This is a genomic window from Dethiosulfovibrio faecalis, assembly GCF_021568795.1.
In the GTDB taxonomy this organism is placed as follows: Bacteria; Synergistota; Synergistia; order Synergistales; family Dethiosulfovibrionaceae; genus Dethiosulfovibrio; species Dethiosulfovibrio faecalis.
The window spans coordinates 1-16,795 of sequence record NZ_JAKGUE010000019.1; the positions used below are offsets into that span (position 1 = coordinate 1).

19 protein-coding genes are annotated in these 16,795 nt (G+C 54.5%); 13 read left to right on the top strand and 6 right to left on the bottom strand.

From position 1 onward, the window contains the following. Positions 1 to 62 precede the first annotated feature (62 nt). Entirely contained in the window at positions 63 to 443 is a 381-nt protein-coding gene (locus L2W58_RS11115; RefSeq protein ID WP_236103413.1) for a hypothetical protein, read from the bottom strand. Between the two features lie 223 nt (positions 444 to 666). Here L2W58_RS11115 and L2W58_RS13100 point away from each other — a divergent pair, with 223 nt between their 5' ends. Next, complete coding sequence (locus L2W58_RS13100; protein WP_255700524.1) at positions 667 to 933, top strand: site-specific integrase; 267 nt, start codon at positions 667 to 669, stop codon at positions 931 to 933. 19 nt (positions 934 to 952) lie between these two features. Then, entirely contained in the window at positions 953 to 1,222 is a 270-nt protein-coding gene (locus L2W58_RS13105) for a tyrosine-type recombinase/integrase (RefSeq protein WP_255700525.1), read from the top strand. A 215-nt stretch (positions 1,223 to 1,437) separates the two neighbouring features. Here L2W58_RS13105 and L2W58_RS11125 read toward each other — a convergent pair whose 3' ends face one another. Next, positions 1,438 to 1,632 carry a DUF2000 family protein gene (locus L2W58_RS11125; RefSeq protein ID WP_236103414.1) on the bottom strand — a complete coding sequence of 65 codons (195 nt, stop codon included), beginning with the start codon at positions 1,630 to 1,632 and terminating at the stop codon, positions 1,438 to 1,440. Between the two features lie 41 nt (positions 1,633 to 1,673). Continuing rightward, positions 1,674 to 1,790: a helix-turn-helix domain-containing protein gene (locus tag L2W58_RS11130; RefSeq protein WP_236103415.1), complete on the bottom strand. Its 117-nt coding sequence runs from the start codon at positions 1,788 to 1,790 to the stop codon at positions 1,674 to 1,676. A 123-nt stretch (positions 1,791 to 1,913) separates the two neighbouring features. Between L2W58_RS11130 and L2W58_RS11135 the strand changes: the two genes are divergently transcribed. The 10 genes from L2W58_RS11135 (at position 1,914) to L2W58_RS11180 (ending at position 11,738) form a co-directional block, all read left to right on the top strand. Then, complete coding sequence (locus L2W58_RS11135) at positions 1,914 to 2,651, top strand: ATP-binding cassette domain-containing protein (RefSeq protein ID WP_236103416.1); 738 nt, start codon at positions 1,914 to 1,916, stop codon at positions 2,649 to 2,651. Between the two features lie 20 nt (positions 2,652 to 2,671). After that, positions 2,672 to 3,574 (top strand): ABC transporter permease, encoded by a 903-nt coding sequence (locus L2W58_RS11140; protein WP_236103417.1) that lies wholly within the window; start codon positions 2,672 to 2,674, stop codon positions 3,572 to 3,574. 21 nt (positions 3,575 to 3,595) lie between these two features. Next, positions 3,596 to 4,612 carry a sugar ABC transporter substrate-binding protein gene (locus L2W58_RS11145; RefSeq protein ID WP_236103418.1) on the top strand — a complete coding sequence of 339 codons (1,017 nt, stop codon included), beginning with the start codon at positions 3,596 to 3,598 and terminating at the stop codon, positions 4,610 to 4,612. 3 nt (positions 4,613 to 4,615) lie between these two features. Beyond that, positions 4,616 to 5,440 carry a substrate-binding domain-containing protein gene (locus tag L2W58_RS11150; RefSeq protein WP_236103419.1) on the top strand — a complete coding sequence of 275 codons (825 nt, stop codon included), beginning with the start codon at positions 4,616 to 4,618 and terminating at the stop codon, positions 5,438 to 5,440. Positions 5,441 to 5,537: 97 nt separating this feature from the next. Next, the gene (locus L2W58_RS11155) at positions 5,538 to 6,212 is read left to right on the top strand and encodes a corrinoid protein (RefSeq protein ID WP_236103420.1); all 675 of its coding nucleotides are present in this window, start codon (positions 5,538 to 5,540) and stop codon (positions 6,210 to 6,212) included. Then, positions 6,199 to 7,293 (top strand): uroporphyrinogen decarboxylase family protein, encoded by a 1,095-nt coding sequence (locus tag L2W58_RS11160; protein ID WP_236103421.1) that lies wholly within the window; start codon positions 6,199 to 6,201, stop codon positions 7,291 to 7,293. Before L2W58_RS11155 ends, L2W58_RS11160 begins: the two co-directional genes overlap by 14 nt. Further along, positions 7,283 to 8,314 (top strand): uroporphyrinogen decarboxylase family protein, encoded by a 1,032-nt coding sequence (locus L2W58_RS11165; protein ID WP_236103422.1) that lies wholly within the window; start codon positions 7,283 to 7,285, stop codon positions 8,312 to 8,314. Before L2W58_RS11160 ends, L2W58_RS11165 begins: the two co-directional genes overlap by 11 nt. Next, positions 8,311 to 10,080 carry an ASKHA domain-containing protein gene (locus L2W58_RS11170; protein ID WP_236103423.1) on the top strand — a complete coding sequence of 590 codons (1,770 nt, stop codon included), beginning with the start codon at positions 8,311 to 8,313 and terminating at the stop codon, positions 10,078 to 10,080. Before L2W58_RS11165 ends, L2W58_RS11170 begins: the two co-directional genes overlap by 4 nt. Beyond that, complete coding sequence (locus L2W58_RS11175; protein ID WP_236103424.1) at positions 10,077 to 10,916, top strand: uroporphyrinogen decarboxylase family protein; 840 nt, start codon at positions 10,077 to 10,079, stop codon at positions 10,914 to 10,916. Before L2W58_RS11170 ends, L2W58_RS11175 begins: the two co-directional genes overlap by 4 nt. Positions 10,917 to 10,988: 72 nt before the next feature. Then, complete coding sequence (locus L2W58_RS11180; RefSeq protein ID WP_236103425.1) at positions 10,989 to 11,738, top strand: sulfite exporter TauE/SafE family protein; 750 nt, start codon at positions 10,989 to 10,991, stop codon at positions 11,736 to 11,738. 7 nt (positions 11,739 to 11,745) lie between these two features. On the opposite strand, the gene L2W58_RS11185 is transcribed toward L2W58_RS11180, so the two are convergent. The 3 genes from L2W58_RS11185 to L2W58_RS11195 form a co-directional block, all read right to left on the bottom strand. Continuing rightward, positions 11,746 to 13,230: a sensor domain-containing diguanylate cyclase gene (locus L2W58_RS11185; RefSeq protein ID WP_236103426.1), complete on the bottom strand. Its 1,485-nt coding sequence runs from the start codon at positions 13,228 to 13,230 to the stop codon at positions 11,746 to 11,748. Between the two features lie 163 nt (positions 13,231 to 13,393). Further along, a complete protein-coding gene (locus L2W58_RS11190) occupies positions 13,394 to 14,842 on the bottom strand; it encodes a GGDEF domain-containing protein (protein WP_236103427.1) in 1,449 nt (482 codons plus the stop codon). 22 nt (positions 14,843 to 14,864) lie between these two features. Continuing rightward, the gene (locus L2W58_RS11195; RefSeq protein ID WP_236103428.1) at positions 14,865 to 15,746 is read right to left on the bottom strand and encodes a phosphate/phosphite/phosphonate ABC transporter substrate-binding protein; all 882 of its coding nucleotides are present in this window, start codon (positions 15,744 to 15,746) and stop codon (positions 14,865 to 14,867) included. Between the two features lie 161 nt (positions 15,747 to 15,907). Here L2W58_RS11195 and L2W58_RS11200 point away from each other — a divergent pair, with 161 nt between their 5' ends. Next, complete coding sequence (locus L2W58_RS11200; RefSeq protein ID WP_236103429.1) at positions 15,908 to 16,792, top strand: LysR family transcriptional regulator; 885 nt, start codon at positions 15,908 to 15,910, stop codon at positions 16,790 to 16,792. The last annotated feature ends 3 nt before the right edge of the window (positions 16,793 to 16,795 follow it).

Consider the following 16,795-nt stretch of genomic DNA (forward strand, 5'->3'; position numbering starts at 1 on the left):
CACCGCAGGAGATCTACTTCGGAAAGGAAGACCTATAGCAGTCTGACCTAAACTAATCTAGGCTAAAAAATGGTCTTGACAATGGGGTCCACCATACTTGTCCTTGTGTTTATCAAACAATAGCTATGCATGCTCACATTCGAAACATAGGGGATGGGGAAATTAATTGAACCATTCATTATAAGCCCTGCCCTCAATATTTCTATGCTATCCTTTGCATCTGTATCAGTCTCACAGTTCGTTGTGTATATTTCTGAAAAGACACGCTCAAAGAATACTTCCATATTTTGATAACATGTTTCTAGCTTATGGTGATTGGCCATATATGCCGCATCAAATATCTCAAACCTAAGTTTTCGTCCGGTAATTCCGAACCCTTCATGATGGACTTCTTCTCCCTCTTTAAGGCCGAGAAATTGACAAGGAAAATAGAACTGCGGCATTACTTTCAACTCCTTTTTTAATGTTATGAAATTGACCTGCCCCCAATGCGCTTCAACTAAAATTCGTTACATTTACATAAATCTTCATGGGCCAATGATACCACGGCTTCAGCCCAGTCTTTTGCTCTATCCTATTTCCAGCGTTGACTTTAAACGCACTTCGCTCTATTGTGAAAATTAACGAAAGACATTCATGAGATCACCCCAAGGAAGCCATCCCACTATGGACTTCGTCCACCCCATCAAAGACAAGCACGAGGTTGAGGCTATGAAGAAGGTACTCAAGAACGGCCGTCTGAGGGACTACGCGCTCTTCGACCTCGGCATTAAATCTGCCCTTCGAATCTCTGGCCTCCTCGCCTTAACGGTTAAGAACGTGACCACAGACAAGGGCGCTGTTCGGGGCCATATCACCCTGAAGAAGTCCAAGACCGACCGGGAAGACCAAAGACTTCCCGATTGGACCGTTAACAAGAGAAGCCATCAATGAGCACCTTGATGGATCGTCCATGCTTCTTCCCTATAGGAAGAGTTCCAAGGCTGTCGGAAAAGAACAGGCCTACCGCATCCTCAACAGTACAGCACGAACAGTAAGGATCAAGAATACCATCGGCACTCACATTCTGCGGAAGACCTTTGCCTATCATGCCTACAAAAGCGGTCATAACCTGTCCATGATTCAGAATCTCCTCAATCACTCTGCTCCTTCGGTCACACTAAGGTACATCGGCATAACCAAAGAGGAGATGGATAACATCTTCCTGACCTTGAACCTCTAAGCGAGGATATTCTGATTCAGTGCCCCTGTCTGGTAGCAGGGGCTTTTCCTTTCCCGGATTCCTCTTCTGCCTCTAACCAATCCAGGACACCCACGAGGGACGCTAAGCAAAGCTGACTGGTACGTATATACGCTCACATTTTGCCGCCAAAAATTTTTGTTATTGCATACCCAACAAGATTCTTAATGCATGTTAACCACGTTCCTTTCTCTACATCATACTTCATCTTCCTTGATAGAATACCGCGGGAGCACTTTTATTTCGTTGGGAGCAACAATTGCGGCTTTAGTCCTAGCGATAATGAGTGGGAACCTCCGCCCTAGAGATACGCCCAAAATGGCCGCTGTGTTGGCCATCACTCCCGAAGGGAGGTTTTCGTTCAGCAACAGGACGAGCTTCTTTCCATTCAAGCGGCTACACCTCCATGATCGTCTACGTTGAAAAACCGTATTTACCCGAAAGACATAAAGTAACGTTTCGGCGTTATTCCCAATATCTTCTTGAAACAGTTGGTTAAATGGCTTTGATCGCTGAATCCGGCGGAACAGGCTACCTCCGCTAGGGGCATACCCCTCTCGCAGCCTCTCGTCTAAATTACCACCGTCGTAAAGGATTTTCTTGTAGAATCTTGCTGTTTTGCCGATAGACATATTCTCGTATGTTATAATTTTTATCTCCAAAGGAGGCCGAGATGCGATATAACGACATCGTCCTGACCGTCCGTTCTTTAAAGAAAAGTTTCGGCCCCGTAGACGCCCTCGTAGAGGGAGATCTGACCCTCGAGAGGGGAAAGATAACTGCGTTGGTGGGAAACAACGGAGCGGGAAAGACCACTCTGATCAAATGCATAACCGGAGCGCTGCGGCCTGATTACGGCTATATATCCCTTAGGGGCGAAGCGACCCCTTCTCTTACCCTGGCCGAAGCTCGTCGTAGGGGGATAGCCACAGTCTATCAGGATTTGGCCCTTGTGGACGTGTTGGACGTAGCGTCGAACATATGGCTCGGGATGGAACCCTCGAGATGGGGCATCGTCGATCGAAAGGTTATGAGAAGGCGTTCGATCGAGCTGCTTAAACGATTCGCCATAGACCTTCCTTCCGTCGCTACCCCCGTCTCCGATCTCTCCGGAGGCCAGAGACAGGCGGTAGCCCTGGCCCGGGCGATCGCCCAGGGAGGAGATATATTGATACTGGACGAGCCGACGTCTGCCATGGGAATAGTGGAAAGATCCCACATCGTCGATGCCGTGAAGAAGTTACGGAAGGACGGACAGGCGATACTCTACATAAGCCACGATATGGAACAGGTCCTGGAGACCGCCGACGAAGTTGTTATCATGCGCAACGGAAGAACCATAGCCTGTATTCCCGTCGGCGAACTCGACCCCCTATCCCTTGCGGGATGGATCTCCGGAGCCATCTCGTGAAAAGCACTAGACCGCTGCGGTTGGCTGGAGTCATCTCGATCTCCTGTTTGATCTTCGCCCTGTCGTCGCCTTACTTCATGAACTGGGACAACATCAGGAACGTGCTGGATCAAAGCACTCTCAACATAGTCGTAGGCCTGGGGATGTCCCTTTTGATCGCATCAGGAGGGATAGACCTCTCGGTAGGCTCCGCAGTGGCGCTGATAGGGGTGATGATAGCCCCCGCGCTGAAAGCAGGGCTACCGACGTCCACGGTATGCCTGGCCGCCCTGGCGGCGGGGACGATCGCGGGCCTATGGAACGCGGGTATCGTCGTTTTTCTGAGGATCAATCCCTTCATAGCGACCTTGGCCTCTATGTCTCTGATGTCCGGTCTGGCACTGATAATCACGCAGGGAACGCCGGTTTACGGCTTCCCGCCGTCTTTCACGTTTATAGGCAGAGGCCGGATCATAGGCCTCCCTGTGTCGGTTATAGTCTGCACCCTGTTATTTCTGGCTCTGTGGTTCTTCTTCTCGTTCACTCGATTCGGGATATACACCATCGGACTGGGCAACAACGAGGAGGCCCTCAGACGATGCGGAATCAGGGTAAAGCGCTGGAAGACCGGCCTATACTGCCTTTGCGGATGCTGCGCCGCCATAGCTGCCGTGCTTATTACCTCGCGTCTCAACAGCGCGGAACCTCTGGCGGGGGCGATGATGGAGATGGACGCCATAGCCACGGCGGTGCTCGGAGGAACGGCCATACAGGGCGGCAAAACCAGCCTGACAGGTACCGTTCTGGCGGGGATTCTGCTGGCGCTGGTAAAGAACGGCCTCACCATGCTCGGAGTCTCGTCCTACTATCAGGGATTTTCCGTAGGTGCCATCGTCCTCATCTCGGTAGTTCTTTCGGAGCGATCGACGAGGACGAAACAATAGATAGCGGAGGGTGATTTGAAAATGAAGATAGCGAAGTTCTTATGTGCGGCGACGCTGTGTTGCGCCATGGCGACAACCTCTTTCGCAGGCGAACCGAACCCGATGGTGTCCAAATCGATAGCGACAATCGAGGATCAGCTGGGGTCGTTGCCCGACATAACCGGCCAGGAACGCATAGGGGTTCTGGTGATAACCCTGTCCAACCCTTATTGGGTTACCATGAAAGAACGCTACGGCGAGTGGGCAAAGGAGATGGGGATATCGGTGGAGGTTATGGCGGCTCCGACCGAAAAAGACCTCAAGTCTCAGCTCAACACCCTGGAGGCCATGGTGGCCAAGAAATACGACGGAATCATAGTTACCCCGATGGACCCGTTCAATCTTATACCGGGCATAGTAAAGGCCGACGAAAAAGGCATCCCGGTCGTATGTTCCGGCCCCGAGGTAAGCAGAGATGGTTTAAAGCAGGCCGGTGCCGTAATGGACGGATGGATAACCGCCACGTTCAAAGACCAGGGTCGACTCTGCGCCGAGGACATGGGTAAAAAGCTGCCCTCCGGATCGGAGGTCGCCATAATAGAGGGGATCCCCGGAGCCGGACAGAGCAAAGCCCGGAGAGAGGGAGCGTCCGAGGGCTTCGAAAAAACCGGACTCAAACTGGTCGCGGTGGAAGCCGGCAATTGGGACAGAAACAGGGCCTACGACATAACGACAAACCTCGTGAAAGCCCATCCCAAACTCAAGGGAATATATTGCGCCAACGACGTGATGGCTCTTGCCGCGGTGGACGCCCTCGAGGTAGCGGGAATAAAGGACGTGACGGTATACGGAACGGACTTCATCCCTGAGGCGGCAGAGGCAATAAAAAGCGGCAGGTTGGCCGGATCGACCACATTCTCCCAGGCCGCATGGACCAGAGGAGCTCTCGTCTACACTCTGAAGCTGATCAAGAAGGACGAGGACCTTCCGGAAAAACTGTCCGTTCCGATAACCCTGGTGAACGGAGAGAACATCGGGCAATTCCAGGGGTGGAAATGATCGATGGAACTCCGCAAAATAGCTATTCTTTTCTGTGATCAGGACAACCCGTTCTGGTTGGAGACGATACGCATGTACCGGGAATTCCTCCCGGTACATGGTTTTTATGGAGACTTTCTCTTTCCCGAGGATCCGAGAGACGGTCTATGTCAGGCCGAACTCATGGAAAGACACCTGACGGCGGACTACGACGGCATGATAATAAACCCCCTGACGGCGGAAAACCTCCTGCCCCCGCTTGAGTCATCGTCCAGAAAATTTCCCGTCTTCGACGTAGGCCCCAAGTGCGACCAAGAGATGGTAGCCGGCATATCCGGTTATATACCGTTACAGGCGGCCGACTTCGAGGAACAGGGCCGAATGTGCACGGAGGCCATACTGGGAAACTGCGACGGTCCTCTGGGCTGCATCGGCGGCCCCATCGACACCAGGCAGAGCAGGATGAGGATCGAGGGGGCCGTAAAGGCGGCAAGGCAAAGAAGCCTAACGGTCCTCGACGTGGAATGGAGCGACTTCACCAGAGAGGGCGGCAGAAGGGCGATGAAAAAGCTGATTCCCCTAAAACCCGGAGCCATATTCTGCGCCAACGACCTTATGGCTCTGGGGGCCATAGAGACCGCCGCCGAAAAGGGCGTCGAAATTCCCGTAGGCGGCGTAGACCTCATACCGGAGGCCCTTTCCGCCATAGAGGAGGGAGCTCTGACCGCCTCCGTAGGGCTCGATCCGGCAGAGCTGGTAGATGAAATACTGAAATCGATCGGTTTATTTATGAGAGATAAACTTGTCCCCACGGGAACTCTTGCGAACAATATATTGAAAACTCGATAGCATAAATGTTTCGATCTTGTCGCGTAAATCCTCCACGTGTATACTGCCATTGGGCATAATTTTTATGCTTAATAGTTACAAGGGGAGGAACTACAAGATGGAGAAAGAAAATATGCTTAAAGAACTGGCCAGATCGGTGGTCGACATGGACGAGGAGACGTCGGCGGAGCTATCCAAAAGTTACGTCGAAGCGGGGTTCGACGCCTACGACGGCATCTCCTCGGGACTTTCCGTAGGTATGGACGAGGCGGGAAGGCTGTACGAAGAGGAGGAGTACTACATACCGGAACTGCTGCTGTGCTCCGACGCCATGTACGCCGGTCTGGACGTGCTTAAGCCCCACCTTCGCAGGGACGATTCGTCCGAGACCTACAAGGCGGTGGTCGGGGTGGTCGAGGGCGACACCCACGACATAGGGAAGAATCTTTTCAAGGTGATGCTGGAGACCGTAGGATTCGAGGTCTACGACCTGGGAAGGGACGTTCCCCCCAAGGAGTTCGTCGACAAGGCCATCGAGGTGGGAGCTCATCTGGTAGGGATGTCCACCTTGATGACAACCACCATGCCCAACATGCCGATTGTCATAGACCTGCTCAAGGCGGAGGGCATAAGGGATAAGACTATCGTCATGGTAGGAGGAGGCCCTATCTCCAGGAGCTTCGCCCAGAAGATAGGTGCCGACGGCTACGAGCCGGAGGCATCCGCCGGAGCCAGACTGGCCAGGGAGCTGGTGACGACGAAGCTGGAGACTATGTCCCATGCCGCAGTTTAAGGATTTAATGACCCCGCTGGAACGTGCCAAGGCTATGTCGACGGGACAGCCGGTGGACCGGTTACAGTGCAACCCCAACCTCTCCAACGGGATCGCCCGCATATCGGGATGCAGAATATCCGAGTTCAACCACGACCCGAGAGCCCTGGCCGACGCCGTCATCGCCACCCACAGGAGATTCGGAGGCGACGGAGCCAAGGTATTCACCGACCTCTTCACCGTCGCCGAGGCGATGGGAGCCAAGATCAAGTTCCCCGACGACGACACGGCGGACCTACTGGAGCCCGCCATAGACGACGTCTCCAGGATAGACGAGCTGGAGCCAATAGATCCGGAGAAGGCCTGTAGAATCCCGGTCCACCTGAAAGCGATGGAGATGGTGGTGGACGAGATAAGCTCCGAGGTCCCCTGCACCGCCTTGGTGGTCGGCCCCTTCACCACCGCCTTCTTTCTGATAGGCGTAGAGAAAATGACGAGGCTGATGGTGCGAGATCCCCAGTCGGTGGACAGGCTATGTCAGGTCTCGTTGGAAAGCACACTGCGCTACGTGGACGCCGCCGCCTCCAGGGGCATGGGCATATCCATAGCAGAGCCCCTCTCATCCTGCACCGTCGTCAGCCCCAAACACTTCAGGCGCTACGCCGCCCCGGCGGTAGGAAAACTGCTGAACCACATCAAGGACAAGGGCATGGGCACATCGATGCACATCTGCGGCAAGACCGACGGAATCTGGGAGGATCTGGCCGACATGGGTCTGAACGCCCTCAGCATAGACAACGTGGTTCCCCTGCCGGATTGCGTATCCAAGGTGGGAGACAGGATGAAGATAATGGGCAAGGTGGACCCCTCGTCGGTTATGTTCGCCGGAACCAGGGAAGAGGTTCGAAAGGCCTGCCTGTCCGACATCCGAGACGCCTATCGATCGCCCAAGGGATTCGCCCTAATGTCCGGATGCGGTCTTCCGGTGGAGACGCCGATAAGGAATATCGACGCCATGATGGACGCAACCAGGGAGCTCGGATGGCCCATAACCGAGGAAAAGCAGGAGAAGGCTCTGGCGATCGACAGGTATGACGACTGAGATGACGGAGCTGAAAAGGCTGATCGACGCTCTGAAGAGGGAGCCGGTGGACCGCCCTCCCTGCATATGTCCGGGCGGGATGATGAACATGATCGTAGAGGACGTTATGGACCTGACGAACAGGACCTGGCCCGAGGCCCATATCGACGGAGAGGCCATGGCCGAGCTGGCGGCGGGACAGCCGGAAAACGGGGGGTTCGAGAACTACGGGGTTCCATTCTGCATGACCGTAGAGGCCGAAGCCATGGGAGCGCCCGTATCGATGGGAGACAGGATCCACGAACCAAGGGTCACCGGATACGTCATGTCGAACTCCGGCGACATGGGCAGCCTGAAGGAGATGGACCTATCCTCCGGCCGTACGGCCCAGGTATGTCGGGCGATTTCCCTCCTGAAAAAAAGAAACGGCGACATACCGGTAATAGCCAACCTAACCGGTCCGATAAGCCTCGCCACATCGCTCGTGGATCCCTCGCTTTTCTATAAGGATATGAAAAAGAGCCCGGAGAAAGTCCAGATTCTGATGGATTTCGTGGTGGAACAGCTCGTTCGATTCGGGATGGCCCAGATCGAGGCGGGAGCGGACGTCCTCACCATATCGGACCCAAGCGGAACGGGAGAGATCCTAGGACCTAAGGCATTCGAAAGATGGGCGATCCCCGCCCTCAACGGCATACTGGACCGACTATCCCCCTCCGTGAAGGGCACCATAGTACATATATGCGGACGTCTAGGCGGGGTGGCCCATCTTCTGGACGACATAAGGAGCGACTGCATCAGTTTCGATTCCATAACCTCCGCCAAAGAATTGGCCCTCAGGTTGAGCACTAAATCCCTTATGGGAAACGTGAGCACCCTTGCCATAGAGACTGCCTCTCCCGAACATCTGAAACGGATGGCGAAGGTGTGCATGGACCATGGAATCGACATACTGTCCCCCGCCTGCGGCATCGGGGCGGGAACGGCTCTGAGCCAGGTACGGACTCTGGTGGATAGCGCAAAGGAAAGGAAGTCTTCATGACGTCGAGAATTACCATCGATGGAGGCAAGGTCCTGGAGTTCTCTCCGGGGCCTACCCTGTTGGAGATATTGCGAGAAGGCGGAGTCAAGACAGAGGCTCCCTGCGGAGGCAAGGGAATCTGCGGAAAATGCCGGGTCACCCTGAAAGGAGACGGAGGCCCCGTGACGGACGAGGAGAGGGCCTTTCTCTCGTCGGAGGACATCGCAGAGGGAGTCCGACTGTCCTGCCTGTGCCGCCCGGTCGGCGACGTCGCTGTGTCCCTGTCCGATCAGGAGGAAAAGGGTTCGGCCATCCTCACGGACGGGAACCGCCCGGATTTCCGGATATGCCCCGCCATAGGCGCCGTACCTATCTCGATACCGAGACCGGAGATAAGAGACGGAATGTCCCTTCTGGACCATCTCGAATCGGTCGCAGGGCCGCTTAAACCGGACGCGTCTCTGGTCAGGAGGATTCCCCAGGCGTTCAGATCGAAGGAAGTAACCGCGGTCTTCCACAAAGACAGCCTGATAGACCTGATACCGGAGAGAGACCCCGAGCTTTACGGACTGGCGGTGGATGTAGGTACCACGACGGTGGTCGTATCGTTGATATCCTTGAAGACCGGGGAGACCGTCGGATCCGCCAGCGAGATAAACCCCCAGAAGGACTTCGGCCTGGACGTGATCTCCCGAATAGAGAGATGCGAGACCTTTCCTACCGGTCTGGAGGACCTCCATGACGCCATAATCTCTTGCCTGGACCGCCTCGTGGACAAAGTCTGTTTCGATAAAGGGACCTCCAGGAAAAGAATATACGAGATGGCGATCGGCAGCAACGCCACCATGACCTCTCTGCTGCTGGGGGTCCATCCCTGGTCATTGGGCAGGGCTCCTTTCAGCCCTGTTCTTCGAAGGGGGATGACCGTACCCTCGGTAGACCTTGGGGTAGAACTGGCTCCGGGAGCCAGGGCCTACGTCCTGCCCGGAGTTTCGGCCTACATTGGTTCCGATATAGTGGCGGGAATGGTGGCTACCGAGCTGATGGAAGACCGGGGCATCAGGCTCTTCATAGACATAGGCACGAACGGTGAGATCGTCCTGTCCGACCGAGGCAGGCTCAGCGCCTGTTCTTGCGCCGCCGGGCCCGCTCTGGAAGGGATGAACATAAGCTGCGGCATGAGGGCATCGGACGGAGCGGTGGAGTCGGTTCGCCTGAACGAATCCTTCGCCGAGCTGGGAGTCATAGGCGGAGGAACGCCCAGAGGGCTATGCGGCAGCGCCATACTGGACGTGTTATCCGAGGTGGTCCGTCTCGAGATGGTGGGCAAGACGGGGAGACTGAAACCGGGGCCCATGATCGCAGAGGAAAACGGGAAAAGGGCGTTGGTCCTGAGAGAGAGGGATCCTAGGCTCACCGTGACCCAGGGCGACCTGAGACAGGTTCAGCTGGCTAGAGGAGCCATTCTCTCCGGATTCATATCCCTTCTGGAGGCCAACGACCTGACCATGGCCGACATAGATCAGGTACTGGTGGCTGGACAGTTCGGACGTCATCTGAGCGTCGACAGCCTGACGGGGTCGGGGCTCATTCCGATGGAGCTAAAGGACCGAATAACCTATTGCGGCAACACCTCCGGAGCCGGAGCCGCCATGTGCCTGCTTTCCAGGAAAGCCAGAGACGACGCAGAGATGCTTTCCGACATGGTGGACTACGTCGAGCTGTCCGTGTTGGAGAGTTACGACCGCCTCTTCTCCAGATGTCTCCAGTTCGAGGTGTCGAGATGAAGGGCTGCCCTGTGTCGAAGAACGGTGCCATGCCGGACGCCATAGGCGCTCGTTATCCCTTCCCCCAGGTACACCGCGACGGGGAGCTCATGGCCCAGGTGGCGGAGGAACTGATGCGGGAAGAAGGGGACGTCTACTGTTCCGTGCCTTTCTGTTCCACCGTGGAGGCCGAGGCCTTCGGGGCGCAGGTCAGGATGGGGGACCACAGGACCACCCCCCTCGTACCCAAGTGTCCATGGGACGACCCCGACATGATCCCGAAGGAGATCCCGTCGCCTGACTCCGGCAGGATGGGTGAGGTCATGAAGGCGGTGTCCATTCTGAGGGGAAAGGGATTCCCCGTAATATTGAAGGTCTCCGGGCCCTTCTCCACCCTGATGGGGCTGCTGGATCCAAAGGCCCTGTTCCGAACCGCCAGAAAAGACCCCGGCAGAATAGAGACCGTTCTGGAGAGGATCTCGGCCTACTCTCTCGCCTGTGCAAAGGAGGCGGCGAGACGGGATGTCTCGATAATCTCCCTGGCGGAGCCCTCCGCCACCCCCGACCTTCTAGGCCCGAAACGGTTCGAAAAGCTGGTCTCCCCCGCTCTGACCAGGCTGTTGAGGGATATGGACCGATTGGACGGACCGTGGAGCGGGTTTCTGTGCGGACGGCTCTCGTCGTCCATGGAGGATATAGGGGCCATATCGGGAGATACCGTGGAGATGGGATCGGGAAGATACGGAGATCACCTCGAGACCCTCAGAGCTCGGGGGATCCGGTGGTTCGGAGGGGGCTGCGTGGCCCAGACTCCCGCCGACGCCTGTAGGATACGGACCATAGACGTGACGGACTAAAAAAATCTCCGGGGCGCACCTAACGGCATTTCTGTTTTATACTTTAAGGACGTTAAACGGGAGGTGCGTCCTTTGCATTTAGACAGCTTTCAGATATTGGCGCTCGCCCTGTCGGGACTGATAGCGGGGCTTTCCAAGTCGGCTCTGCCCGGGACGGCCATCCTCATGGTCCCGCTCATGGCATCGGCCTTCCCGGCCAAACTGTCGGTCGGGCTGTCTCTGCCCATTCTGATAGCGGCGGATATCGTCTCCGCCCCGAGCTACAGGTTCGAGGCCGCCAAGGAAAGGAGACTGATCCTCACCCTTCTGGCGGGGGCGGTTGTAGGAATCGGCCTGGGATGCCTTTTGATGGAGAGGATAGATGGGGAGCTGTTTCGATCCGTCATAGGCTGGGTGGTTCTGTCCATGCTGGGGCTGAGGATTCTGTCGTCACGGCGGAAAAAGGAGGGATCCACCTCCGGGGGGATGAGCCCGTCTCTAAGGTTTATTTTCGGGCTCGCCGCCGGAACGGCGACGGCCCTGGCCAACGTGGCGGGACCGATCATATCGCTCCACATGATAATGTCCGGTTTGCCTAAACGACGTTTCATCGCCGCAAGCGTCTGGTTCTTTTTAGTGGCCAACGTCCTGAAAGTCCCGTTCTACTGGTCCATAGGGATCGTAAACCCGAACACCCTTAAGGCTGATCTTATCGCCGCGCCTTTCGTCACCCTAGGGGTCTGGTCGGGTCTGAGATTGGTGGGAAGGATCAATCAGAATCTCTTCATAACGGTCGTGACTACGCTGACCTTCGTCGCTGCGATACGCCTCATACTGAGCTGAAGCGACTTCAGCGCATTTCGACTCTGTTTCTGCCGTTTCCCTTTGCTTCGTAGAGGGCTTCGTCCGCCCTGGCCACGAACTCGTTTACCGGCTCACCGATCCTATACTGGGTAACCCCGAAGCTGGAGGTTACCCTTACATCCTCGTCAAATACGTTGCACTCCACGGCACTCCTCATCCTCTCGGCGTACTCCAGGGCGCCTTTGACGTCGGTCTCCGGCAGGACCACCAAAAACTCCTCCCCGCCCCACCTTCCGACAGAGTCGCCTGCACGGGTGCAGTCCTTCATCAGAGCCGCGATGGAGCTCAACACAGTATCCCCCACCTCATGTCCGAAGTTGTCGTTGACGCTTTTAAAGTGGTCGATATCCACCATGACGACGGAGAGGGACGCACTGTAACGGCTTGATCTCTCCGTCTCGGACAGAAGAATCTGGTCCATCTTCCTGCGGTTCCAGAGTCCCGTGAGGGAATCCCTGTTGGCCAGGTACTCCAATTTGGTGCTGTAGGACTGGATGTTTTTCATCTTGTCCTTCAGCACCAGTATCATGTCCTTCAGCGCCTCGCATATGTAGGAAATCTCGTCGGACACCCCCGAGGAGATTTTTGACACCGCGTCCAGCAGTCCATCCAGGTCGGTCTTTCTCTCCGAATAATCCACCAAGGCATCTACCATTCTGGTATAGGGCTCGAATCGCCTTCTAAGGAAGTACAGAAGGAAAAAGACGGTTCCTCCCGTGACGGCCAAAAAGGCGAATATCAGGCTGTTCTGAAGCCGCAGCAGCTCCCTGTATTCGGAGCTGGGCAAAAAGTCGAGGGAGAAGAAGCCCCCTCCGACCTCTACGATACGGCGGGCCTCCAAGGAGGTGCTAACTTCACGGGATAGATCGGAATCCATCTCGTCGGAGAAGGTCAGTTTCATGTTACCCTGCGGGAGCAGCGCTTCCAGAAATGAGGAGGTTATGGTTTTGGACACGATCAGATAGCCTACCGGGACGTCGTCGTACTTGAGCACGGGACGACAGGCTACGAAGCTATCCTTGCCGTCCACCGGAGCTATCCCTAAGAAAACGCCCTTATTCCCTGCCTCCTCGAAGTAGATCTCGGAGGAAAGCGAATCGGCAAATCTGAATTCATCGGGAGCCCTGGCGATGACGACCCCGTCCAGGTCGGTGAAGACCACGGAACCTACGGTCTTAGTGAAAGCCTTGCCCCAATCGGACAACACCTCGTTGTCCAATCTCTCGATGGACTCCACGATATCTCTGGGACGAGACAGATTGGTGGATAATTCCATAAGGTGATCGAGCTCATAGGTCAGATTCCTGCGCACTATGGCAGTATATCTGTCATGATCGGCTATCCTGGATTCTCTATAGTCATCTATCGCCAACTCCAGCAAAACGCCGTAGATCAGGCTTAAGACGGCGAAAGAGGCCATGACGATGGTCAAGATGCCGTTCCTCAGAGAGGATCTGCTCCTAGAGATCAAGGTTCGCCACCCCATGGACGTCGTTAGTGAAAAAGAAAGCATCTATTGTCTTCACGTCCATGCCCCCTTTAGATTTAGAGGATAAACTTTTCCATCATTCTAACACCAGGAAGGGTTTCAGTGGAAAATAACCGTAATCAGCCTGATCGATAAATACGGCGGATCAACGAGCCTCTACTCTGTCTCTTCCCTTTCTTTTAGCATCATAAAGGGCATCGTCCGCTCTGGCCACAAACTCGTTGATCGGCTCACCCGGACGATACAGAGTTACTCCGAAGCTTGAGGTTATTTTCATTCCGTCTCTAAAGGTATGGTTCTCCATCGTCGACCTCATCTTATCGGCATATTCCCATGCCCTCTGAGAGTCGAGTCCGGGAAGAACGACCAAAAACTCCTCTCCGCCCCATCTTCCCGCCGAATCACACTTTCGAAGACAGCCTTTCATCAGTGTGGAGATGTAGTTCAGGACGGCATCTCCCATTTCGTGACCGTAAGTGTCGTTTACCTCCTTAAAATAATCCACGTCCAGCATAACCACCGACAGAGGCGTGCCGTTAACCCTGGCGTTTTCCGTCTCGGCCATCAAGACCTGATCCATCTTTCTACGGTTCCAAAGCCCCGTTAAAGAGTCGCAATTCGCCAGATTTTCGAGCTGTCCGCTGTAGCTTTGGATATCGTCTACCCTGTTCTTCAAAACCTTTATCATATCGGTCAAGGCTTCAGCTATGTGCCTGATCTCCTCTACTCCGTTGGAAACGGCACCGGAGGTCACGTCGAGAAGACCGTCCAGATCGATCCGTTTATCCGAATAATCGACCAATCCCTGCACTAACTTTGAATAAGGCTCAAATCGTCTACGAAGAAAAAAGATCAACGAAGACATCGTAGAGATCGTAACTATCGTGAAAGTTATGATCAGATTCCTTTGAAGCTTTAGAAGCTCCCTTTCGCTATCGTCAGAGAGAAAATAGAGGTCAAACACACCATCGTCGACGATTATAGATCGATATCTTCCAGAAGGAGAGAGCTCCCTCCGTCTTTCAGAAAAGCCCCGTCTTCCTTGAAAAGTCAGAGTCATATGCCCGACCGGTAAAAGGCTCTCCAGAAGGGAAGGGGTTATCGTTTGAGATACCGCCACAAAACCCACGACTAAATCGTCGTATTTACGTATGGGACTACAGGACAGAAAGCTGTCTCGTCCGTCCACTGTCGTTATTCCGGAGTATGACCCTTTTTTTAGGACCTCGTCGAAAAACGGCTCAGAGCTCACGGAATCTCCGAAACGATATTCATCGGGAGCCCTGGCTATGACGACCCCGTCTATATCGATAAAGAATACGGAGCTAACTGTCTTGCAGAATGCCTTTCCCCAGTCGGAGAGAAATTCGTTGTTCATCGAGGTCACGGCTTTTGAAACATCCTTAGGGAGAGATAGGTTTGTGCTCAATATAACGAGGTTATCCAAAGTAGCCTGAAGTCTATCGGTCGCCGTATCGAAAATTCGACCCCGCTCATTCGCCCTCGCCGTTTGATAGTCGTCCACGACTTGCTTCAACATGACCCCGTACATCAGGCTCAAAAAACCGAAGGAAATCATCACGATTACCAGCACATCCCTTTTTAAGGATCGCCTTTTAACCTTCAAAGTCCAGAACCTCTCGGGCCTTATCGTAAACGGAATCGTCAAGAACGCAGAAACCCTCTACATACCAACCGAAAAGCGCCTCCATCTCGATACGGAAATCCGAATTCGACGATAATCGAAGCAGGGCCCTTACATATTCCTCCACCTTAGTCTCAGGCACCCTGTCCGAGGCTACCATTAAATCCAAAGGGATGGGATCCGACACTGCCAGCACGGAAAACATATCGCCGTACATCTCCACCGCCTTAGAGTACATGCCGTCCGAGATAGCTCCACCGTCTACGGATCCGGCCAACAGGGCTTTCACGACCCTATCGTGACGGCTCAGATAATATACTTTCTTAAAAAAATCGTCGGGGACGATTCCCATCTTGTCCAAAGTATATCGGGGATAGACGTATCCCGAGCTGGAACTCCTGTCCACGAAGGCGAAACTTCCGTCCTTCAGATCCTGAACGGAAGAAAAACCTCGATTCCTCAAGGATACGATGTAGGAATAGTAGTAGCCTTCAGCGATATTCTTCGCATCCGTCCTCTTCATAAGTGTTACCATATACCTGACACCGGGCATCTTGCTTTTAAGCTCGACATAATTTACGGTGTTGATGAAGGCAAAGTCGAGGGATCCCTCCAGCATTCGGCTCAGGAGCTCACCGTAGTCTCTCGTCACTACTATCGATATATCGTCGTCTCCTACGCGGTTCATGCAATCCGCAAGATAGCCCATGGCTTTTTCTATTTTTGCAGGATCCGACCCTGGGAAGACACCGAAACGATAATGGGCTCCGAAGGCCGGAGAAAGTATGGAAGAAATAAAGACGAAAACAAACGACATCGCCGCAATCGCGACCTTTCCCTTGGTAAGGCTCATGTTCTCTCCTCCTTAAACCAATACATTCTAGCACCTGGAAAAGAGAAAAACGCGGAACGGATACCCTATATAGAGGACTCCAGTAAGGGAGTCTCTAAAAACGCTAGCCCTCGAACCTGAGTTTTTAGAGGTAGACACAGGCAAATTCAGGAGGCACGAAGATGGACGAAAAGGACTGGCTTCTTATAGAGTCGCTATGGAAGGAGAGAAACATCACCCAGGCGGCGAAGAGACTGTATATGTCTCAACCCGCCGTGACCAGGAGAATACAGCATATGGAGAGGGAGTTCGGCTGTCGCATCCTGATCAGAAGAGGCAGGGGGGTGGATCTGACCCCTCAGGGAGAGAGATTGGTGGACTACGCCAGAAAGTCACTGAAAGATCTGAGAGACCTCAAGGACTCCTTGGACGGCGACGACTACGGAGTCAGAGGGACGCTCCGCATAGGATGCGCCAATATCTTCGCCAAATACAGGCTTCCGGATCTGCTGAAGTCCTTCTGCGGCAAGTACCCCGACGTGGAGGTAAAGGTTCGAACCGGCCACAGCCAGAGGGTTTACGACATGCTGTTGTCCGACGAGGCTCAACTGGTAATCGCCAGGGGAGATTTCAAGTGGCCGGAGCTCAGCTATCCAATGGACGACGACGGCCTCTATTACGTCGTAAGCTCCGAACCGCTGGACATGGACAGACTGCCGGAAATGCCGAGAATCCACAACCGCACCGACGGACCGCTGGAGACCGACATAAGAAACTGGTGGCAGAGTCTCTACTCCGTCCCTCCCACCGTTTCCATGGAGGTGGACACCGTCGATATATGCCTACAGATGGTCAGGAAAGGGCTGGGATATGCGATACTTTCCGCTCTCTGCCTGGAGGAGGCGACGGAACTCCACGGAGAGAGGCTGGTGTTCCCCGACGGAAATCCGCTCCGGAGAGACACCAGATTGTATTGCCGAAAGAACGCCGTAGGGCTCAAGGCCCTGGCGGCCTTCGTGGAATTCGTCAAAGGCGAGGTAACGTTTAAACGCCACCTCGCCCGGTAGGCT